General features: G+C 43.5%; 15 protein-coding genes. All 15 read left to right on the forward strand.

Annotation, left to right across the window (positions count from 1 at the left end; translation table 11 throughout):
- Positions 1 to 3: 3 nt before the first annotated feature.
- The 15 genes from mutL (at position 4) to Q0A12_RS14440 (ending at position 18362) form a co-directional block, all read left to right on the forward strand.
- Entirely contained in the window at positions 4 to 2139 is a 2136-nt protein-coding gene (gene mutL, locus Q0A12_RS14370; protein WP_291293312.1) for a DNA mismatch repair endonuclease MutL, read from the forward strand.
- Positions 2136 to 2702: a Maf family protein gene (locus Q0A12_RS14375; RefSeq protein ID WP_291293313.1), complete on the forward strand. Its 567-nt coding sequence runs from the start codon at positions 2136 to 2138 to the stop codon at positions 2700 to 2702. Before mutL ends, Q0A12_RS14375 begins: the two co-directional genes overlap by 4 nt.
- A complete protein-coding gene (locus tag Q0A12_RS14380; protein ID WP_291293314.1) occupies positions 2699 to 3097 on the forward strand; it encodes a GFA family protein in 399 nt (132 codons plus the stop codon). Before Q0A12_RS14375 ends, Q0A12_RS14380 begins: the two co-directional genes overlap by 4 nt.
- A 70-nt stretch (positions 3098 to 3167) precedes the next feature.
- Entirely contained in the window at positions 3168 to 3602 is a 435-nt protein-coding gene (msrB, locus tag Q0A12_RS14385; protein ID WP_291293315.1) for a peptide-methionine (R)-S-oxide reductase MsrB, read from the forward strand.
- Positions 3603 to 3695: 93 nt separating this feature from the next.
- On the forward strand, positions 3696 to 4286 hold the full coding sequence (gene ruvA, locus Q0A12_RS14390; protein WP_291293316.1) for a Holliday junction branch migration protein RuvA: 591 nt from the start codon (positions 3696 to 3698) through the stop codon (positions 4284 to 4286).
- Between the two features lie 12 nt (positions 4287 to 4298).
- Positions 4299 to 5309: a Holliday junction branch migration DNA helicase RuvB gene (gene ruvB / locus Q0A12_RS14395; protein ID WP_291293317.1), complete on the forward strand. Its 1011-nt coding sequence runs from the start codon at positions 4299 to 4301 to the stop codon at positions 5307 to 5309.
- Positions 5310 to 5888: 579 nt separating this feature from the next.
- Positions 5889 to 6800, forward strand: coding sequence for an ABC transporter permease subunit (locus Q0A12_RS14400; RefSeq protein WP_005470074.1), 912 nt, complete (start codon positions 5889 to 5891; stop codon positions 6798 to 6800).
- 13 nt (positions 6801 to 6813) lie between these two features.
- Entirely contained in the window at positions 6814 to 7695 is an 882-nt protein-coding gene (locus Q0A12_RS14405) for a carbohydrate ABC transporter permease (protein ID WP_291293318.1), read from the forward strand.
- A 14-nt stretch (positions 7696 to 7709) separates the two neighbouring features.
- On the forward strand, positions 7710 to 9311 hold the full coding sequence (locus tag Q0A12_RS14410; RefSeq protein WP_291293319.1) for a sugar ABC transporter substrate-binding protein: 1602 nt from the start codon (positions 7710 to 7712) through the stop codon (positions 9309 to 9311).
- Positions 9312 to 9639: 328 nt separating this feature from the next.
- Positions 9640 to 10248, forward strand: coding sequence for a DUF624 domain-containing protein (locus Q0A12_RS14415; protein WP_291293320.1), 609 nt, complete (start codon positions 9640 to 9642; stop codon positions 10246 to 10248).
- Positions 10235 to 11158, forward strand: a complete 924-nt coding sequence (locus tag Q0A12_RS14420; RefSeq protein ID WP_291293321.1) for an acetylxylan esterase — start codon at positions 10235 to 10237, stop codon at positions 11156 to 11158. The genes Q0A12_RS14415 and Q0A12_RS14420 overlap by 14 nt, the downstream gene beginning before the upstream one ends.
- A 4-nt stretch (positions 11159 to 11162) precedes the next feature.
- On the forward strand, positions 11163 to 11927 hold the full coding sequence (locus Q0A12_RS14425) for an endonuclease/exonuclease/phosphatase family protein (RefSeq protein WP_291293322.1): 765 nt from the start codon (positions 11163 to 11165) through the stop codon (positions 11925 to 11927).
- Between the two features lie 14 nt (positions 11928 to 11941).
- On the forward strand, positions 11942 to 14092 hold the full coding sequence (locus tag Q0A12_RS14430) for a glycoside hydrolase family 3 N-terminal domain-containing protein (RefSeq protein ID WP_291293323.1): 2151 nt from the start codon (positions 11942 to 11944) through the stop codon (positions 14090 to 14092).
- Between the two features lie 10 nt (positions 14093 to 14102).
- Positions 14103 to 17384 (forward strand): cellobiose phosphorylase, encoded by a 3282-nt coding sequence (locus tag Q0A12_RS14435; RefSeq protein WP_291293324.1) that lies wholly within the window; start codon positions 14103 to 14105, stop codon positions 17382 to 17384.
- Positions 17385 to 17396: 12 nt separating this feature from the next.
- Positions 17397 to 18362, forward strand: coding sequence for a LacI family DNA-binding transcriptional regulator (locus Q0A12_RS14440; RefSeq protein WP_291293325.1), 966 nt, complete (start codon positions 17397 to 17399; stop codon positions 18360 to 18362).
- Positions 18363 to 18441 lie beyond the last annotated feature (79 nt).

The raw sequence follows: 18441 nt of genomic DNA on the forward strand, positions 1-18441 counted from the left end.
CAGATGGGCAAGATCCAAGAATTATCTGAACGTCTAGCGAATCAAATCGCTGCCGGTGAAGTCGTGGAACGGCCAGCCTCTGTTGTCAAAGAACTTGTAGAAAATGCGGTGGATGCCGGCAGCACGCAGATCGATATCTTTATTGAAGAAGCGGGTCTGCGAAAGATCCAAGTCATCGATAATGGCGAGGGAATTGCCGAAGAGGATGTCGTTACGGCCTTTAAGCGGCATGCCACCAGTAAGATCCATAACCGAGATGATTTGTTTCGGATTCGTACATTAGGGTTTCGCGGCGAGGCATTACCAAGTATTGCCTCGGTGTCGATCCTCACAATCGAAACGGCTGTCAAAGATGCCCCTCAAGGTTCATTCCTTCGATTAAAGGGAGGGGCTGTGGAGGAACATACACCGGCAAATTTGCGGCAAGGAACGAAGATCACTGTTGAAAATCTGTTTTACAATACCCCTGCGCGTTTGAAATATGTCAAAACATTGCAGACGGAATTGGCCAATATCGGGGATATCGTGAACCGAATCGCGTTAAGCCACCCAGAGATTGCCTTTCGTTTGGTTCATGAAGGCAATAAGATGCTGACCACCACTGGTAGTGGTGATTTGAAACAAACAGTTGCCGGAATCTATGGAGTTGAAACAGCCAAAAAGATGTTAGCCATCAACAGTGAGGACCTTGATTTCAAGCTGACTGGTTATGTCTCATTGCCGGAAGTGACGCGAGCTAGCCGAAATTATCTATCCACGATCATCAATGGTCGGTACATTCGGAATTTTGCCTTGAACAAAGCTATCGTCGCCGGTTACGGTTCAAAATTGATGGTGGGACGTTTTCCGATTGCGGTACTGGAGATCACGATGGATCCATTGTTGGTGGATGTCAATGTTCACCCCACTAAACAAGAAGTACGCTTATCAAAAGAAGAAGAATTGACCGCATTGATCAGTAAATCCATCAATGAAGCATTACGAGAAGAAAATTTGATTCCGAATGCTGCCGATAATCTGCGTTTTAAGAAAAAAGTCGCCTCGGATCCAGTGGAACAAACAAAGCTGGATCTGGGAACAAGTCCGACAACTTCTTCAGGATTGACTTTCAATCGGGAAACAGGCAAATTCCAAGTTACCTCATCAGGTTATCAACAGACTGTGGATAACTTTGTGGAAAACCCTGTGGAGGAAGGTGGAAAACTTCCAGAAATCCCGGAACAAAGGGAAAGTTCCTTGCCTTTTGCAGAGCATTCTGTGGAAGACCCCGCTCTTTTCGATAGTTTGGAGGACACTTTGCCAAACAAACCCTTACGAGATCCCTTTGCTGCCACAGCTCCGGTGACGGATAGCGTTAAGGAAACCGATCAACTGGCATCTGAGTCGCTTCTTTCAGATGATAGCCAGAATTTGCTGGAGACTCATGCAGAAGAGGCGCAAGAGCGACTTCATCCAGAAGTCCATGCCGGTCAACAAAACTATACAAAGTATGTGGATCGCTTATTAGAAGAAACCCCGGCTAAGCAGCGTTTCCCACAATTAGAATATTTTGGTCAAATGCATGGGACGTATCTATTTGCTCAAAGTGATGAGGGATTGTACATCGTAGACCAGCATGCAGCCCAAGAACGGATCAAGTATGAATATTATCGGGAAAAAATTGGCGAAGTAACCAATGATTTGCAGGAATTACTCGTACCGATCGTCTTGGATTACCCCAATAACGATGCCATCAAGCTGAAGGAACAAAATGAAAAATTGCAAGAAGTTGGGATCCATCTGGAAGATTTTGGCGCCAACAGTTTTATCGTAAGAGCGCACCCCACTTGGTATCCAGCAGGAGAAGAAGAAAGTATTATCCGTGAAATGATCGATATGCTCCTAGAGACCGGAAGCGTTAGTGTCAAGAAATTCAGGGAAGCGACAGCAATCATGATGAGCTGCAAACGTTCGATCAAAGCCAATCATTACTTGAATGAAGCACAAGCGCGGATCCTGTTGGCGGATCTTGCAAAATGTGAGAATCCTTTTAACTGCCCTCATGGTCGCCCAGTATTGATCCATTTTACCAACAGTGACATGGAACGAATGTTTAAACGGATCCAAGATCCCCATCGTGCAAGGAGTGGAATGGAATGATTGTTTTAGCTTCGCAGTCGCCACGGCGCAAAGAGTTATTAGCAGAATTGGTACCTAGGTTTCACGTACAGCCAGCAGATATTGATGAATCTGTAGAAGCTGGAGAAATCCCGGAGGACTATGTGCAGCGAATGGCGCGGGAAAAAGCAGCAGCCGTCGCAGCCGACTTTCCAGCAGAGCTTGTGATCGCCAGTGATACTACCGTAGTGGTTGGCCAGGAGATTTTCGGCAAACCTGTCGATGAGGCCGATGCTAGACAGATGCTGAAAAAGATGAGCGGAAAGACTCATTGGGTCCATACAGCGGTGGTTTTACAAAAACAAGGTCAACGGCAGGAAAGATTGGTTTCCGCACAAGTAACCTTTAGCTCGTTGACGGATCAGATGGTTGCTGATTATCTGAAAACAGGGGAATACCAAGACAAAGCTGGCGGCTATGGGATTCAAGGTGCAGCCAAAGTCTTTGTTGAAGCGATCCAAGGAGATTTTTATGCGATCGTTGGTTTTCCTGTCAATACGGTTGCCAAGTTGTTAAAAGAATATCCGGAGGAACTGGAAAAATGAAGCTATCCGGTACTTGCCTTTGTGGACATGTCACGATTGAGCTAACGGCTATTGATCCCCAAGTGACTGCCTGTCATTGCTCCATGTGTCAGAAATTTCACGGTGGCCCTTTTTTAGCACTTGCCGCCTGTTCCCGTGAGCAAGTCACATTTACCGGCGAATCCTTGATTCAACGGTATAACTCTTCTAATGGGGCGCAACGGGGATTTTGCCGCCAGTGTGGTTCTAGTTTGTTCTATTATGCCAAGGAAACGGCAGTCTTCTTTTTTGCTGCAGGCTTGTTTTCTGAACTGACGGAAGCGGTTCTCACAGAAGAAATCTATACAAAGGACCAACCGTCTTTTTATCATTTTGCAGAATCTACCAGAAGGTGGCCAGAGCTGCCTTCTCCTTAAACAAAGAAGCAAGTTCGTTTACAAACGATGGGAAAAAAGGCAAGATAAGGGAAGAAAGCAGGTGAGAAAAATGTCCGATTCAAAAAAAGAGTTGAAAGAAAAATTGTCACCGATCGAATATGCTGTCACACAAGAAAATGCAACGGAGCGTCCTTTTACAGGGACTTATGATGATTTTTATGAAAAAGGGATCTATGTGGATATCGTCAGCGGCGAACCGCTATTCGCTTCGACGGATAAGTATGATGCCGGTTGTGGCTGGCCTTCTTTTTCAAAACCGATCGACCGCAAAGAGATCAAAGAAAAAGCAGATTTCTCTCATGGGATGCATCGTGTCGAAGTCCGCAGCAAAGAAGCAGATTCCCATTTAGGCCATGTTTTTTCAGACGGTCCCCAAGATAAAGGCGGATTACGTTACTGCATCAATTCCGCTGCCTTGCGATTCGTACCATTAGAAGAAATGGTTGAACAAGGATATGGCGAATATACCTCTTTGGTTGAGTAAAGGAGCAAGTTTTCTTGCTTCTTTTTTTGTCCACTCGTCTATGCTACAATAAAGGGAACGTATGTACAGTTAGATGGATAGAAAGGAACGGCTATGTACGAATATATTATAGGAAAAGTCACAGATATCTTTCCAGCTTATATCGTTGTTGAGACCCACGGTATTGGCTATCAAGTCGCTTTCGGCAACCCTTATGCATTTAGTGGTAAGTTGAATCAAGAAGTAAAGATCTATCTGCATCAAGTAATTAGAGAAGATGCCCATAGTTTATACGGGTTTTCTACATTAGAAGGAAAGCAATTATTTTTAAAACTGATCAGTGTTTCAGGGATCGGTCCGAAAAGTGCCTTAGCAATCATGGCGAATGAAGACCACGCTGGATTGATCACAGCTGTTGAAAATGGCGATGTCACTTATTTGACCAAATTCCCGGGCGTCGGTAAAAAAACCGCGCAGCAAATGATATTGGACTTAAAAGGAAAAGTTGCGGAATTAGTCGGCGAGGAACCTGCAACACCGGTCACTGCGACGAATCCTGCCTTAGATGAAGCGATAGCAGCATTGAAAGCATTAGGCTACAGTGAAAAAGAAGTCAAAAAAGCAGAAAAAGCGTTGGCCCCTCAACCGACTAAAACAACCGATGAGTATTTACGAGAAGCATTGAAATTGATGATGAAAAAATAAGGAGCGAGTTAGGTGACGGATGAACGGATTGTTTCACCGGAAACGAATGAAATCGAAGAATTGATCGAGAAATCATTGCGTCCGCAGTTTCTCGCGCAATATATCGGTCAAAATAAAGTAAAAGAAGAATTGTCGATCTATATCCAAGCAGCCAAAAATCGGGAAGAAGCATTGGACCATGTGTTGCTTTATGGCCCCCCCGGATTAGGAAAAACCACCATGGCCATGGTCATCGCCAATGAAATGGCGGTCAACATCAAGACGACAAGCGGACCGGCCATTGAAAAGCCTGGCGACCTGATTGCAATTTTAAACGAATTGCAGCCGGGGGATGTCTTGTTTATCGATGAAATCCATCGCTTGCCCCGTGTTGCTGAAGAAATGCTCTATTCTGCAATGGAAGATTTTTTTGTGGACATCATGGTTGGTCAAGGAACCACGGCCCATCCTGTCCATTTCCCATTGCCGCCATTTACTTTGGTAGGAGCTACGACTAGGGCAGGGATGCTTTCAGCCCCATTAAGGGATCGCTTTGGGATCATTTCTCATATGGAGTATTATGAAGATCACGATTTGAAGGAAATCGTTTTGCGTTCAGCGGATATTTTTCAAACCGAGATCGTGGAAGAAGGAGCCTTTGAGATTGCTCGGCGGTCTCGCGGCACCCCTCGGATCGCTAACCGCTTGTTGAAGCGGGTTCGAGATTTTGCACAAGTGCAGGCAGACGGGGTCATTGATCGCCAAATCGCAGACAAAGCGTTACTGCTTTTGCAAGTCGATCATGCTGGATTGGATTATGTCGATCAAAAGCTGATTCGAACGATGATCGAGTTATATGGCGGCGGTCCTGTGGGTCTCAGCACATTATCTGTGAATATCGGTGAAGAGACAGAGACCGTGGAAGATATGTATGAGCCTTACCTGATTCAAAGAGGGTTTTTGAAACGAACCCCGCGAGGACGGATCGCCACCACACTGGCCTACACCCATTTTGGTTATGAAAATCATTTTGAAGAGCTATGATACCCTTTTTTCAATAAAATAGTCCCCAAAAGTGAGCTGTGACAAAAGGTTTGTCACAGTTTTTTTGAATCAACGGGTTGCAGATTTTTTGGAAATCAATCGAAAGCTTAAAAAAAATTGAAAAGCCATTGGCAGAAATTCTGCTTCTTTTTTCTTGATGAGCGTTTCTGCCAACAGCATTATTGAATGCCTAACAACCTGGCCTGCTGGTCCTCCTGCGGATAGCTAGGTCTGCTTGGAAGGGCTCTTTTTTTGCGATTTAGTGAAACGTTTTTCTATTGGATTTTTCTGGAAATATTAAATCAGCGGAGTGAGAGAAAGCTTGCAAAACAATAAATGATCGAAGTGAAATAAATGGAAAAGTTGATTTTGATTGCTATTAAAGGGTTTATCTTGTGAAAAACATCTTTATTGGCAGGAGAAGTCAGGCTAAGCCACAAAAGAAAAATGATAAAGTTTTAATGATGTAAAGGCTTGCAATTATTTGAAACGAGATTTATAATCAATTCGTAGAAACGTTTCACTAAAAATAAAAAGATAGGATGAGTATTGAGACGAAAACAGAAGGAGTTTTTGTATATGAGTAAGCTGAAAGAGATATACCGGCAGCGGCAACTGCATTGGATGGTGCTACCAGGCGTAGCATTCATGATCGTATTTAACTACATTCCGATTTATGGAATCATTATCGCTTTTAAGAACTATACGGTCATTGACACGATTTCCTCCGCGCCATGGGTCGGGTTAGAGAATTTCCGCATTATTTTACACGACAGTTTTTTCTGGGAAGCAGTTGGGAATACGTTAGCCATCAGTATGATGAAGTTAGGCTTAGGTTTTGCGATTCCAATTATTCTCGCCATTATGATTTTTGAGATGCGGGACGGAAAATTGAAGAAATTTATTCAAACCGTTTCCTACATCCCTCACTTTTTTTCTTGGATCGTCCTAGGAGGCATGATGATTTCATGGCTGTCTACCAATGGGTTTATCAACCAAGTCTTAATGTCGTTAGGCATGATGGATAAAGGAGTCAATCATTTATTGGATCCTGATAAGTATTGGTGGATCGCTGTTTTATCTGACCTATGGAAAGAAGTAGGCTGGGGAACGATTCTGTATCTTGCCGGCATGTCTCGTATCGATCCAACGTTTTATGAAGCAGCAAGGATCGATGGTGCGACTAAGCTGACTCAGATTCGGACCATCACACTGCCACTTTTGACACCGATCATTTCATTGAATTTGATTTTAAATGTGAGCGGTATCTTAGGGTCCAACTTAGACCAAACATTGGTTTTGATGAACTCGCAAAACCAGAACAAATCGGAAGTCATCAACTCATTTGTTTATAAAATGGGGCTGACACAAGGTGATTTCTCCTATGCCACAGCGGTTGGTTTAGGAATTGCCATCATTTCAGTCATTCTGCTCGTCATCACCGATCGTGTGACACGGAAATTGAACAATGGCAACTCAGTTATCTTATAGGAGGGGTGAACAAGTGATAAAAAGAAGAACGCAAGAAAACAAATGGTTTTATTTCTTTAACACAGTGATCCTCGTTTTGTTTTCGCTGCTGATCATTATTCCCATCTGGAATATCTTAGTTTCCTCGGTCTCTTCTAGTTCAGGATTGGCTGAAAACGGTCTCGTTTTGTGGCCGCGGGGATTTACTTGGGAAAATTATCGGAAAGTATTTTCTGATGACAGTATCCCACGAGCATTTTTGATCTCTGTACTGAAAACATTGATCGGGGCCGTGACTCATACACTGTTTTGTGCCATTGTCGCCTACGGACTTAGCAAATCACGTTTGATTGGCCGAAATATTTACACCACACTAGGCGTTATCACGATGTACTTCGGTGGCGGGATGATCCCAACCTACTTGTTGATCAAATCATTGGGCTTGTTGGATTCATTTTGGGTCTATATCATTCCAGCATTGTTCAGCTATTACGATGTGGTTATCTTGATGAACTTTTTCCGTGAGATTCCACCTTCTTTGGAAGAATCAGCGAAAATCGATGGTGCCAGCGAATTTCAAATTTTTTACAAGATTTTCTTACCATTAACCAAACCAGCATTAGCTACCATCATATTGTTCAATGGTGTCGGACAATGGAACGACTTTATGACCACCAAACTGTATATCACTAAAGAATATCTCTATCCGCTGCAAATGAAGATTTATGAAATCATTGTGCAGTCCAACTTGAGCACGATGACCGAAAGCGGTAGTACCGACTTTGTCGTGCAGGCAACGACTCGCGGGGTGCAATTGGCTACTATCGTTATTACGACCGTACCAATTTTGATTATCTATCCATTACTTCAAAAACACTTCATCGGCGGTATGATGGCCGGTGCGGTAAAAGAATAGAAAGAGGGATCCATATGAAAAAAGTATTAGGCAGTTTATTGGCAGCAACAGCATTACTGAGCTTAGCCGCATGTGGTGGCAGTTCAAAGGATAGCAGCAGTTCAGATTTTTCAATCAAAGATCGTTATGAGCTTGATGAAAAGACACCAGCGTGGAAGCTAGATACTAAAAAAGAACCAACGAAGATCACTTGGTACATCAACTCAGACTGGACAGCATTGCCATTTGGTGAAGATGTCACCACGGCACAGATCAAAAAAGATTTGAATATCGATATCGAATTTATTTCCGGCGACGACTCGAAATTGAATGCACTTATTTCAAGTGGTGATATGCCCGACATCGTGACGTTGATGGATAAAACCAGTCAAGCCGCCACTAAAGCAGATAGCTGGGCCTACTCATTGAATGATTTGGCAAAAAAATATGATCCTTATCTCATGAATGTCGTAACAGAAGATACCTTTAACTGGTTTGCATTAGACGATGGCAAAACCTATGGCTATCCAAACTACTCCAATACAGCAGCCGATTATGAAAGCGGCAATATCCCAGTAAACGATAACTTTGTCATTCGGGAAGATGTCTATGAAGCTCTAGGTAAACCAGACATTTCTAAACCAGAGAATTTTGTCAAAGTAATGGAACAAATCAAAGAAAAATATCCTGATTTAACACCAATGGGCTTCACGACTGTCGGTGATACAGCAGGTCCTTTCTTAGATAAACTGCAAGATTTCTTAGGTGTTCCATTGGAAGACAAATCTGGCAACTATTATGACCGTAACTTAGATGAAGAATACATCAATTGGTTAAAAACGTTCAACAAAGTCTATCGTGAAGGCAACATTAGCGATGACAGCTTTACAGATGATGGTCCTACCTATGATGAAAAAGTCAAACAAGGACAATATGCCACAATGCTTGTAGCCGGAACCAGTGGTCAAGGCGGCAACTTCACCGAATTCATGAAGAATTCTGATACTCGTTACATTGCCATCGATGGACCAGCAAGCACATCCGGACGGAAACCAACATTGAACCAAACCGGTATCTCAGGTTGGTTGATCAACTACATCACAAAAGATGCAGCCGATCCAGCAAAAGTCACTCAACTATTCACTTACTTGATCGATGAACCCGGACAAATCTTGACGAAATTTGGTGTGGAAGGCGTTACTTATAAATACAACGACGATGGCAAGATCGATTACTTACCTGAAGTCAAAGAAATGGAAAAAACAGACAACGAAGGCTACAACAAGAAATATGGCATCAGCCGTTTCAACTACTTCAACAATGACCGTGTCAATGCATTGAAAGTAGAAACAGAAAGCGCATTAACACAAATGCAAGAATGGGGCAAAGGAAAACTTTATCCGCACTTTGTGATTGAAAATATCGATCCAGATGCCGGAAGTGCCGAAGCCCGTTCAAATACGTCTATTAAAACAAAACTAAATAGCACAGTCATCTCCTTGATTCGTTCAAAAGACGAAAAAGCCTTTGACTCAACACTGTCTGATTTTGAAAGCTTCCTAGATTCCAACAATTGGGATGCCATCAAAGAAATCAAATCTGAAAAAATGGCAGAAAACCGTGAAAAACTTAAATAACCAGTTATAGAAAGGATGAAAAGAGGAAAGCGAGAAACCAACGACCTTTCCTCTTTTTGCTTTTCAACACTGCTCTGCGAAGCATGCAAGTTCTTCTTGGCGCTAGACTAGAAGTAACTGTAGGCGAAGCGCAGCGTAGACGAGCAGATGTTGAAAAGTACTAGGCGACCAAAGGGAGCGTAGTAACCTAGAAAAGAAACACTGCGATTGACTTGCGAAGCAAGACAAAGCAGATGTTGAAAAGTACCTAAGCAAAAGGATAATAAACAAGAAATGAGCAAGACAACAAGAACTCAGTAGAAAACTAGAAAGAGGCGGGTGATTGATAATGAAACAAATTTTTTCTTATGAAGGATGGTACTATCGTGTCTTTTCTTTCGCTGCAGACATGATCATAGTAAGCTTTTTGTTCTTGGTTCCTGCGGCTACCATCGTACTGATAGGACCAGCTTTGATTGCTTTGTATCAAACCATCGATCAACTTTACAAAGAAAAAGAAATCCCTGTCTGGCAACGGTATAGCCGAACCTTTTTGGCCAATCTCAAGCGTGGGTTTATCCTGGAAGGAATCATTGTAGGGTATGTTGCTGTAACGGCGGCTATCATTTATGGGTTGATGGGGATCACCACGTATCTCGGGGTCTTTGCCGTCATCCTCAGCAGCTTAGCCGGTTTATTCTTGACGGTGTTTGTCTTACTGTTTTGCTTGTTTTCTTTCTCAGTCAAACAAACTGCACAAGAAACTGCCTATGCAGTGTTGAGCAGTACAGCCAATGCGATTATCTTGTTAGTCATTCCTGTATTCATATTTATTTTGCTGAATAAGATCAATTTTTTCTTATTCGTGTGTTTAGGTATTTCAGGCTTCGCTTATTTGCAAGTGCTGTTCTTTAATAAAGTGTTGGCAAAAGAGGGGGATGTCAATGAATCTCACTGAACGTATACCAAGTCAGGAAGAAATTGATCGTTTTTGGCAGCAGGTCAAACAAGAAATCAAAGAGATTCCGCTGGCCTTTGAACGTCAGCTGCAACCGGCATTGATGAGGGAAATTGATGTTTATCAGATCAATTTCCAAAGTTTATACAATGAAACGATTTACGGCTATCTTTTAATTCCGAAAAATAAACGCCAGCTGCCCATCGTGATCGATTATTTAGGTTATATGAATCATCTGCAGGAACCTTTTCAGTTTGCTCACTGGGCATTAGTGGATTGCGCCTGCTTGGTGATCGATAATCGCGGGCAAGGGGGCCGAACAAAAGATACCCAGCCCTATGAAACAACGCAGCATGGGGCACCGTTTGGACGAGGGATTTTAAAAAAAGAAGATTTTTACATGAAACGCTTGCTTGCAGATAGTCTTCGTTTACTTGAGGTCGCAGCAAAGCTGCCGGAGGTTGATCCTGAGCGAATAATCTTAAGAGGTGGGTCACAAGGGGGCGGGGTGGCGTTGATCGTCAATGCGCTGGCTGAAGTGCCAATCTTTGCGACTTTTGCAGATGTTCCTAGTCATTCGAATATTCCTCATCGTATCGAAAGCAGAACAGGAAGTTATCATGTGATGCAAGAATATATCGATGCTTTTCCAGAAAGCAAAGAAACCATCTATCGCGAGATGGCCTACTATGATTTGAAAAATCTGGCAGCAAAAATCACTGGACCGGTCTTTGCTTCAGTGGGCAGCCAAGATCCAATCTGTCCAATGACCGACTTTTTCGTCAGTTACCACCGCATCCCAACCGTTAAGCAGTTGACGGTCTATTTAAACAAAGGGCATGGTGGTGGCGAAGCCAAACAGATTCGAAAAGAAATGCAGCAGATTCAAAAACTGTTAAAAAGGAAATGAAGAGATGAAAGTAGCAACTTACAATTTACGAGTGGACACGGATTACGATAAAGAGTGGCAATGGTCTTATCGTGCGGACAAAGTCTTAGCATTGATCGATTACCATGATTGGGATATTTTGTGCGTGCAAGAAGTCCGACCAACGCAAGTGGCTGATTTAGTAGGCTTGACGGATTACGCGTCGGTCACTGCTGAACGAGACGGCGATGGAACAGGAGAAGGTATCGGGATTTATTACAAGAAGACGCTGTTTTCTAAAATTGATTCAGGCTCCTTTTGGTTATCTCTGACCCCGGATGTGCCAAGCATTCATCCGGAAGCGGAATACTTGCGGCTGTGCTTGTGGATCGTACTAAGAGATAGACAAGGGCATGATTTTTTGGTGATCGATACGCATCTGGACAATATTTCAGAAATCGCTCGTTTTGAAGGGATGAAAGTTATCTTGGAAGGGTTAGCGGATAAAATCGCCGCTCTACCCGTTTTATTGATGGGAGATCTCAATGCAGAAGCAGTTGAACGCGTCCATGAGTCCTTGCAAAAGATGTTTGTTAACGCCAAAGAGCACAGCGAAAAAGGGCATTATGGGCCTAAAGGGTCCTATCAAAACTTTGACTATCAACGCCCATGGAACCAGTTAGAAGAAATTGACTATATTTATACGAAAGGATTTCAAATCATTAAAACCGGTTGTTTGACGGATTCTTGTGACGGGCGCTTTCCCTCCGATCATTTTCCGCTTGAAGCAGATCTCCGGTTTAATGAGTAAAGGTGAAACCAAAAATGGAAAAAACAAAATTGACGCATTTACTTGAACAAATGACCATCGATGAAAAAATCGATCAATTATTGCAACTAGCTGCTGCGTTTTATTCAGACAAAGCAGAAGAAAAAACTGGACCGATGAGTGATTTGGGATTGACCCAAGAAACCATCAACAACGCTGGAACAACACTAGGCGTTTCCGGTGCCAAAGAAGCAATTCGTGTCCAACAAGACTACATCAAAAACAACCGCCTGCAGATTCCCACGATTCTAATGGCTGATATTATCCATGGGTTCCGAACGATTTTCCCGATTCCATTGGCTTTAGGCAGTTCATGGGATCTGAATGCTGCGGAACAAATGGCCGAAATTTCGGCTAGAGAAGCCGCTGTCTCTGGGTTGCATGTGACGTTTTCGCCAATGGTGGACTTAGTTCGAGATCCGCGTTGGGGTCGAGTGATGGAATCCACTGGAGAAGATCCCTACTTGAACAGCCGTCTTGCTGAAGCTTTTGTGAAAGGCTACCAAGGGGAAGATTTAACCAATGATTTTGAGCGGGTGGCTGCTTGTGTAAAACATTTCGCGGCGTATGGCGCAGCAATTGGCGGACGTGATTACAACACAGTCAATATGTCGGAGCGACAATTGCGGGAAAGTTACTTGCCTGGCTATCAAGCTGCACTTGCAGCTGGTGCCAAACTGGTGATGACTTCCTTCAATACAGTCGATGGGATTCCTGCAACAGCGAATCGCTGGTTATTCCGTGATGTCTTACGAAAAGAATTTGGGTTTGACGGCGTAGTGATCTCTGATTGGGGTGCGGTCAAAGAGATCATTGCTCATGGTGCAGCAGAAGACGAGAAACAAGCGGCAGAATTGGCCATCAAAGCCGGAGTCGATATTGAAATGATGACGACTTGCTACAACGACTATTTGAAAGAATTGATCGAAGAAGGCACGGTTGCAGAATCCTTATTGGATGAAGCGGTATTGCGAATCTTGACCCTTAAAAATGATCTTGGTCTGTTTGAACATCCTCATCGTGGGGCCGATGAAGCTGCCGAAGCACGGGTGGTACTTTCGCAAGAACATCGAACAGCCGCCAGAGAAATCGCTCAAAAATCAATGGTTTTATTGAAGAATGAGAACATCTTACCATTTAAATCAACGGAGACGGTTGCCATCGTTGGACCAGCGGCTCACTCTAAAGACATTTTAGGGGCCTGGTTATGGCAAGGAAAACAAGCAGAAGCCGTTTCGCTCCTCGAGGGCGCCAAGGCAGTTTCAGAGAACATTCTTTATGGAAAAGAACCCTTCGATTACTTTGCGCCAACAGAAGCAGCGATCAATGAAGCTGTTGCATTAGCCAAACAAGCAGATAAAGTGGTTCTTGCATTGGGGGAACAAGACTGGATGAGCGGCGAAGCAGCCAGCCGCAGCGATATTCGCTTGCCGGAAGCACAGTTAGCGTTATTCAAACAATTGCAGGCAGTCAATGAGCAACTAGTTGTGACGTTGTACAATGGTCGACCGCTAGACCTTCAAGGGATTGATCCAGCAAAAGCCATCGTTGAAGCATGGTTCCCTGGAACCGAAGGAGGACAAGCATTAGCGAATATTTTGTGGGGGCAATACAACCCAAGCGGCCGTTTGAGTATGTCTTTTCCGGAAACAGTCGGTCAAGTGCCGGTTTATTACAATACTGAAACTACCGGTCGTCCTTATGAAAGTGCACCAGATGAAAAATATGTCTCAAAATATTTGGATGTCTCCAACTATGCAAAATATCCTTTTGGTTTCGGCTTGAGCTATCACGAGGCTCAGTATAGTGAGTTAAGTTTAGATAAAGCACAATTGTCTACTGAAGAGACGCTAACAGTATCCTTACAAGTCAAAAATAATAGTGACTTTGCCGGTGAAGAGACCGTTCAGTTGTATCTGCGAGACCTCGTTGGTGAAGTTGTCCGACCGATCAAAGAATTAAAAGGATTCCAAAAAGTATGGTTAGAACCCGGGGAAACAAAAGAAGTGAGCTTTTCAATTACAGAAGATATGCTGCGCTATGTTCACAGCAATCAAGAAACAGCCAGCGATGCTGGCACATTCCAAGCCATGGTCGGCAGCAACAGCCGCGACCTGCAGATGGTGACATTCAAATTCGTCAGATAGGAAGGTTTGTATGAAACAATATATTACTCTCGAAAAAAATCAGACTCGGTTAAGGTTTCTAAAAACCGGAGATCTGTTTGAAATAGATAGTCATGGTATGATGATCAATCAATTAAACGGCAATCCGTTAGACGGCAGTTTGAATCAATTGTATTTGCGCGTCTATACATCAGAAGGAATTCGTTGGGCACCGATGATCGGTTCTAATTCAGCCAGTAAGTTTGGCTATTCCCAGCACCAGTTGACTTGGTCAGGCACATTTCTGGAAGTTCAGTATCAAGTGGAGTTGCAACTGGCAGAGGATTGCTGGTTTTGGCGGGTTCAGTTAACAGGTTCTGGAAAAGCGGATATCATTTATGGTCAAGATATCGGCAATGCCTTAAAAGGAGCAGTTCAGTCCAATGAAGCATATGTTTCTCAATATCTGGATCACCATGTGAGTCAAGATAACGAAACAATCGTTGTTTCTTCTCGTCAAAATCAACCGCAATCCGGTAAGTTTCCATTAGTGGAACAAGGAAGTTTCCAGCCTTTGCGAGGTTATTCCACCGATGGTTATCAATTTTTTGGTCGAACATACAAAATGACGGATGTACCCCAAGCTTTGGCACAAGAAACTTTAGCAAATGAAGTATACCAGTATGAATTTGCTTATATTGCTCTGCAGACCGAATCTTATCAGCTGACTGACGAAGCAACAGAAATTGTTTTTTATGCCGCAGTCAAGGCCGATCAGCCAGAAGCCGTCTCTGGTCCGCAAGTTGACCGAGCTTTGTTGGAGGAACGTTTTCAAAAACTGACATTTGAGTCAGTGGCGACACAATCCCTTCCGGCAAAACAACTAGGCGCACCATTGACCGGAGAATCATTAACCGAAGCGGATATTTCTGCACTATTTCCAAAACAGGAAGCTGTGGAGCAGATCGATGGCCAACTCTATTCCTTTTTCACGGAAAACTATCGCCATGTTGTGCTGAAGGAAAAAGAAAGTGCGATGGAACGGGCCCATGGCCATATCCTACTTAGTGGCAGTGATTTAGTGGTAGATCAACCTTTGCTGAGTACGACGGTTTATATGTACGGTATTTTCAATTCGCAGATCGTTCTAGGAAACACATCAATGAATAAATTATTGAGTAACAGCCGTAATGCACTGAATGTCATGAAACGATCAGGACAGCGAATCTATTTGAAAGAACAGGATACGTGGCGTTTATTGACGATGCCCTCTGCGTTTGAGATGGGAATGAATACTGCTACGTGGTATTACAAAACTGCAGATGATTTGATCACGATCACGACGTATACCCTGCTTGACAGTCGTGAAGTGCGGACCACGATCCAAAGCAAAAAGGCTTACTCGTGGGCCATCAGCAATCAATTGTTGATGGGACCAGATGAAGAAGCACCGACAGCTGTGGTAACGAAAGATCAGCAGGTCATCATCACAAGCGAAGAGAATTCCCCCGTAAAAGAAGCGTATCCAGAATTAACCTATTATCTGCAAGCGGATCAACCTTTTGAAGTGACAGATGATTCCTTGTTCTTGCAGGAAAATAGCGATGGCGCACTGACTGTTTTGACCTTTGCGGATCAGTCAGAAATCACCTTTAAGATCCAAGGAACATTAACTGGGGCGCCTTATCAAGAACAAATAACTTCTAAGCAGCAAGAGGAAGAAAAATATGTAGCATTCATTGATTCACTGCTGAATCAATTTGAGTTGGCCCATGAACAGGTGGAGGTACAAACGCTTAATTTACTCTCTCGTTGGTATACCCATAACATGCTGGTTCACTATTTATCACCCCATGGCTTGGAACAGTATGGTGGTGCTGCTTGGGGTACCCGAGATGTTTCTCAAGGTCCAACAGAATTTTTCTTAGCCGTCAATCGGCCAGAAATCGTTGCTTCGATCATCAAACACCTATTTGCCAATCAATTTGCCGACGATGGCAATTGGCCACAATGGTTTATGTTTGACCGCTACGAGCAGCAAAAAGCCGATGAAAGTCATGGGGATGTGATTGTTTGGCCAATGAAAGTCGTCAGCGATTACTTGGAAAAAACTAAGGACTTCGCGATTTTAGAAACGCAATTGCCTTATACAGACCGCGAGACATTCTTAAAGACAAGTCAGACTGCTTCTCTTTATGATCATTTACAAAAAGAGATTGCGTATATTGAAGGGAATTTCTTGGAAGGAACCTATCTTTCTTGTTATGGGGATGGGGATTGGGATGATACCCTGCAACCAAACAATAGTAAATTGAAGAAGCAGATGGCTAGCAGTTGGACAGTGGCATTGACGTATGAAGTGATGAAAAAACTAGCGGTACAGCTGAAAGACTACGATCCGAAGTATGCGGATCATTTGCAAACCATCGTCAGCGGCATTCGCACAGATTTTGAGAAATACATGTTGTCTTCAGGGACGATTCCAGGATTCGTTTACATGGAAGATCCTGAACATGTAGAATTAATGATTCATCCAGAAGACCGAAAGACTGGGATTCAATATCGCTTGCTGCCAATGCAGCAAAGCATGATCGGTGAATTGCTTTCCCCAGAAGAAGCTGTGCACCATTTAGCTATCATCAAAGAACACTTGCAGCATCCAGATGGCGTTCGTTTGATGAATCGTCCGGCAGCCTATCATGGTGGGGTCAGCACGAATTTCAAACGTGCCGAGCAAGCTGCGAACTTTGGACGGGAAATCGGCTTGCAATATGTTCACGCCCACATCCGTTTTGTCGAAGCCATGGCAAAACTAGGACAAAAAGCAGAAACTTGGCAGGGGCTAGGAGTCATCAATCCGATACAGATACAAGAACGTGTACCAAATGCCGAGCTGCGACAAGCCAATGTCTATTTCAGCAGTTCTGACGGCGATTTCAAAACAAGGCTTGAAGCCCAAGAGAATTTTGGTAAACTTAGAGATGGAAGTGTTGGCGTAAAAGGCGGTTGGCGTATTTATTCCAGCGGACCGGGCATCTATCTGAATCAATTGATCAGTAATGTTTTGGGAATCCGGGAAACGGCAGATGCTTTGTTCCTTGATCCTGTTTTGCCAACTGAGTTAGCTGAATTGACCCTTACCTATCGCGTTTTTGATCAGCCGGTTAAATTCACGTTTCACGAAGCAGAAAAAGAACAGGTCTTGATCAATGGCCAGCCAATCGATTATACGTTAGCAGATAATCAGTACCGAGACGGCGCCTTTTGCTTAGACAAGTCAGTTGTGTTGGCGCTGTGCAATCAGGAAATCAATCAAATCGATATTTATCGATAGAAAGGAGAAGCCATGGTAGGGATCAAAGATATTGCTAAAAAAGCCGGTGTGTCTATTTCCACTGTGTCCTATGCGTTGAACGGCAGCCCGAAAGTGACGGAGGAGACCCGCGCCCGTATCCAAGCGATTGCTCGTGACTTGAACTATGTTCCGAACATGGCTGCTCGTACATTGAAACGCCGGCAAACAAACATCATTGGGGTGTATCTTGCAGATTATGCGGGAAGTTTCTATGGTCAGCTGCTGGACGGCATCAAGAAAAGCCTGGAAACCTTTGGATATGAAATGATCGTTTGCAGTGGGAAAAAATCCCATTTGTTTATTCCGGAGCGAATGATTGATGGTGCGATTATTTTGGATTGGACCTTTCCATCAGAAGAAATTGAGCGCTACGCGCAAAGAGGCCATCAAATCGTTGTACTGGATCGAATCCTTCCCCATGAAAACATCCATCAAGTACTTCTCGATAATAAAGGTGGAACAGCATTAGCCATCGATAAGCTGATTTCAGGAGGCAGCCAGCATGTATTTTTACTAGCTGGTCCTAAAAAAAGCTATGATAGCCAGGAGCGTTTGACAGCCAGTATCAAAGAGCTTACTCGGTTTGGGATTTCTTATGACGTCATAGCCGGTGATTTCACCGAGCCTTCGGGTTTTCGTGGAGCAGAAGAAATCTTAGCGAAACAGCCGATGAAGCCGATCGATATCTTTGCATTGAACGATGAAATGGCGATCGGTGTCTACAAGTATGTTCGCCAAACCGACTATAAAATCGGGAAAGATATTCGCATCATCGGGTTTGATAATACCGAGCTAGGGGCGTTTATCCAGCCCCGCTTATCCACCATCTCTTATTCAAAACATCGCTGGGGAATGATTGCTTCTGAAAAAATCGTCAAAGCGATTCAAGGGGAACAAGTAGAAGATGAGCACATCTACACTACCTTTATTGATGGTCCTTCGTTTCCCAATCAGTGAAACTTGACCGATTTTATTGAGGCAGCACCAAAAGAAATACTATGAATCTTTTAAAAAAATAAAACGTACCGATACCAAG

This window comes from Enterococcus sp. (assembly GCF_022711995.1).
In the GTDB taxonomy this organism is placed as follows: Bacteria; Bacillota; Bacilli; order Lactobacillales; family Enterococcaceae; genus Enterococcus_D.

Bases quoted from the DNA above. Each gene is read 5' to 3' on its own strand.
- mutL (WP_291293312.1), top strand. From the start codon at position 4: ATGGGCAAGATCCAAGAATTATCTGAACGTCTAGCGAATCAAATCGCT.
- Q0A12_RS14375 (WP_291293313.1), top strand. From the start codon at position 2,136: ATGATTGTTTTAGCTTCGCAGTCGCCACGGCGCAAAGAGTTATTAGCA.
- Q0A12_RS14380 (WP_291293314.1), top strand. From the start codon at position 2,699: ATGAAGCTATCCGGTACTTGCCTTTGTGGACATGTCACGATTGAGCTA.
- msrB (WP_291293315.1), top strand. From the start codon at position 3,168: ATGTCCGATTCAAAAAAAGAGTTGAAAGAAAAATTGTCACCGATCGAA.
- ruvA (WP_291293316.1), top strand. From the start codon at position 3,696: ATGTACGAATATATTATAGGAAAAGTCACAGATATCTTTCCAGCTTAT.
- Q0A12_RS14400 (WP_005470074.1), top strand. From the start codon at position 5,889: ATGAGTAAGCTGAAAGAGATATACCGGCAGCGGCAACTGCATTGGATG.
- Q0A12_RS14410 (WP_291293319.1), top strand. From the start codon at position 7,710: ATGAAAAAAGTATTAGGCAGTTTATTGGCAGCAACAGCATTACTGAGC.
- Q0A12_RS14415 (WP_291293320.1), top strand. From the start codon at position 9,640: ATGAAACAAATTTTTTCTTATGAAGGATGGTACTATCGTGTCTTTTCT.
- Q0A12_RS14420 (WP_291293321.1), top strand. From the start codon at position 10,235: ATGAATCTCACTGAACGTATACCAAGTCAGGAAGAAATTGATCGTTTT.
- Q0A12_RS14425 (WP_291293322.1), top strand. From the start codon at position 11,163: ATGAAAGTAGCAACTTACAATTTACGAGTGGACACGGATTACGATAAA.
- Q0A12_RS14430 (WP_291293323.1), top strand. From the start codon at position 11,942: ATGGAAAAAACAAAATTGACGCATTTACTTGAACAAATGACCATCGAT.
- Q0A12_RS14435 (WP_291293324.1), top strand. From the start codon at position 14,103: ATGAAACAATATATTACTCTCGAAAAAAATCAGACTCGGTTAAGGTTT.
- Q0A12_RS14440 (WP_291293325.1), top strand. From the start codon at position 17,397: ATGGTAGGGATCAAAGATATTGCTAAAAAAGCCGGTGTGTCTATTTCC.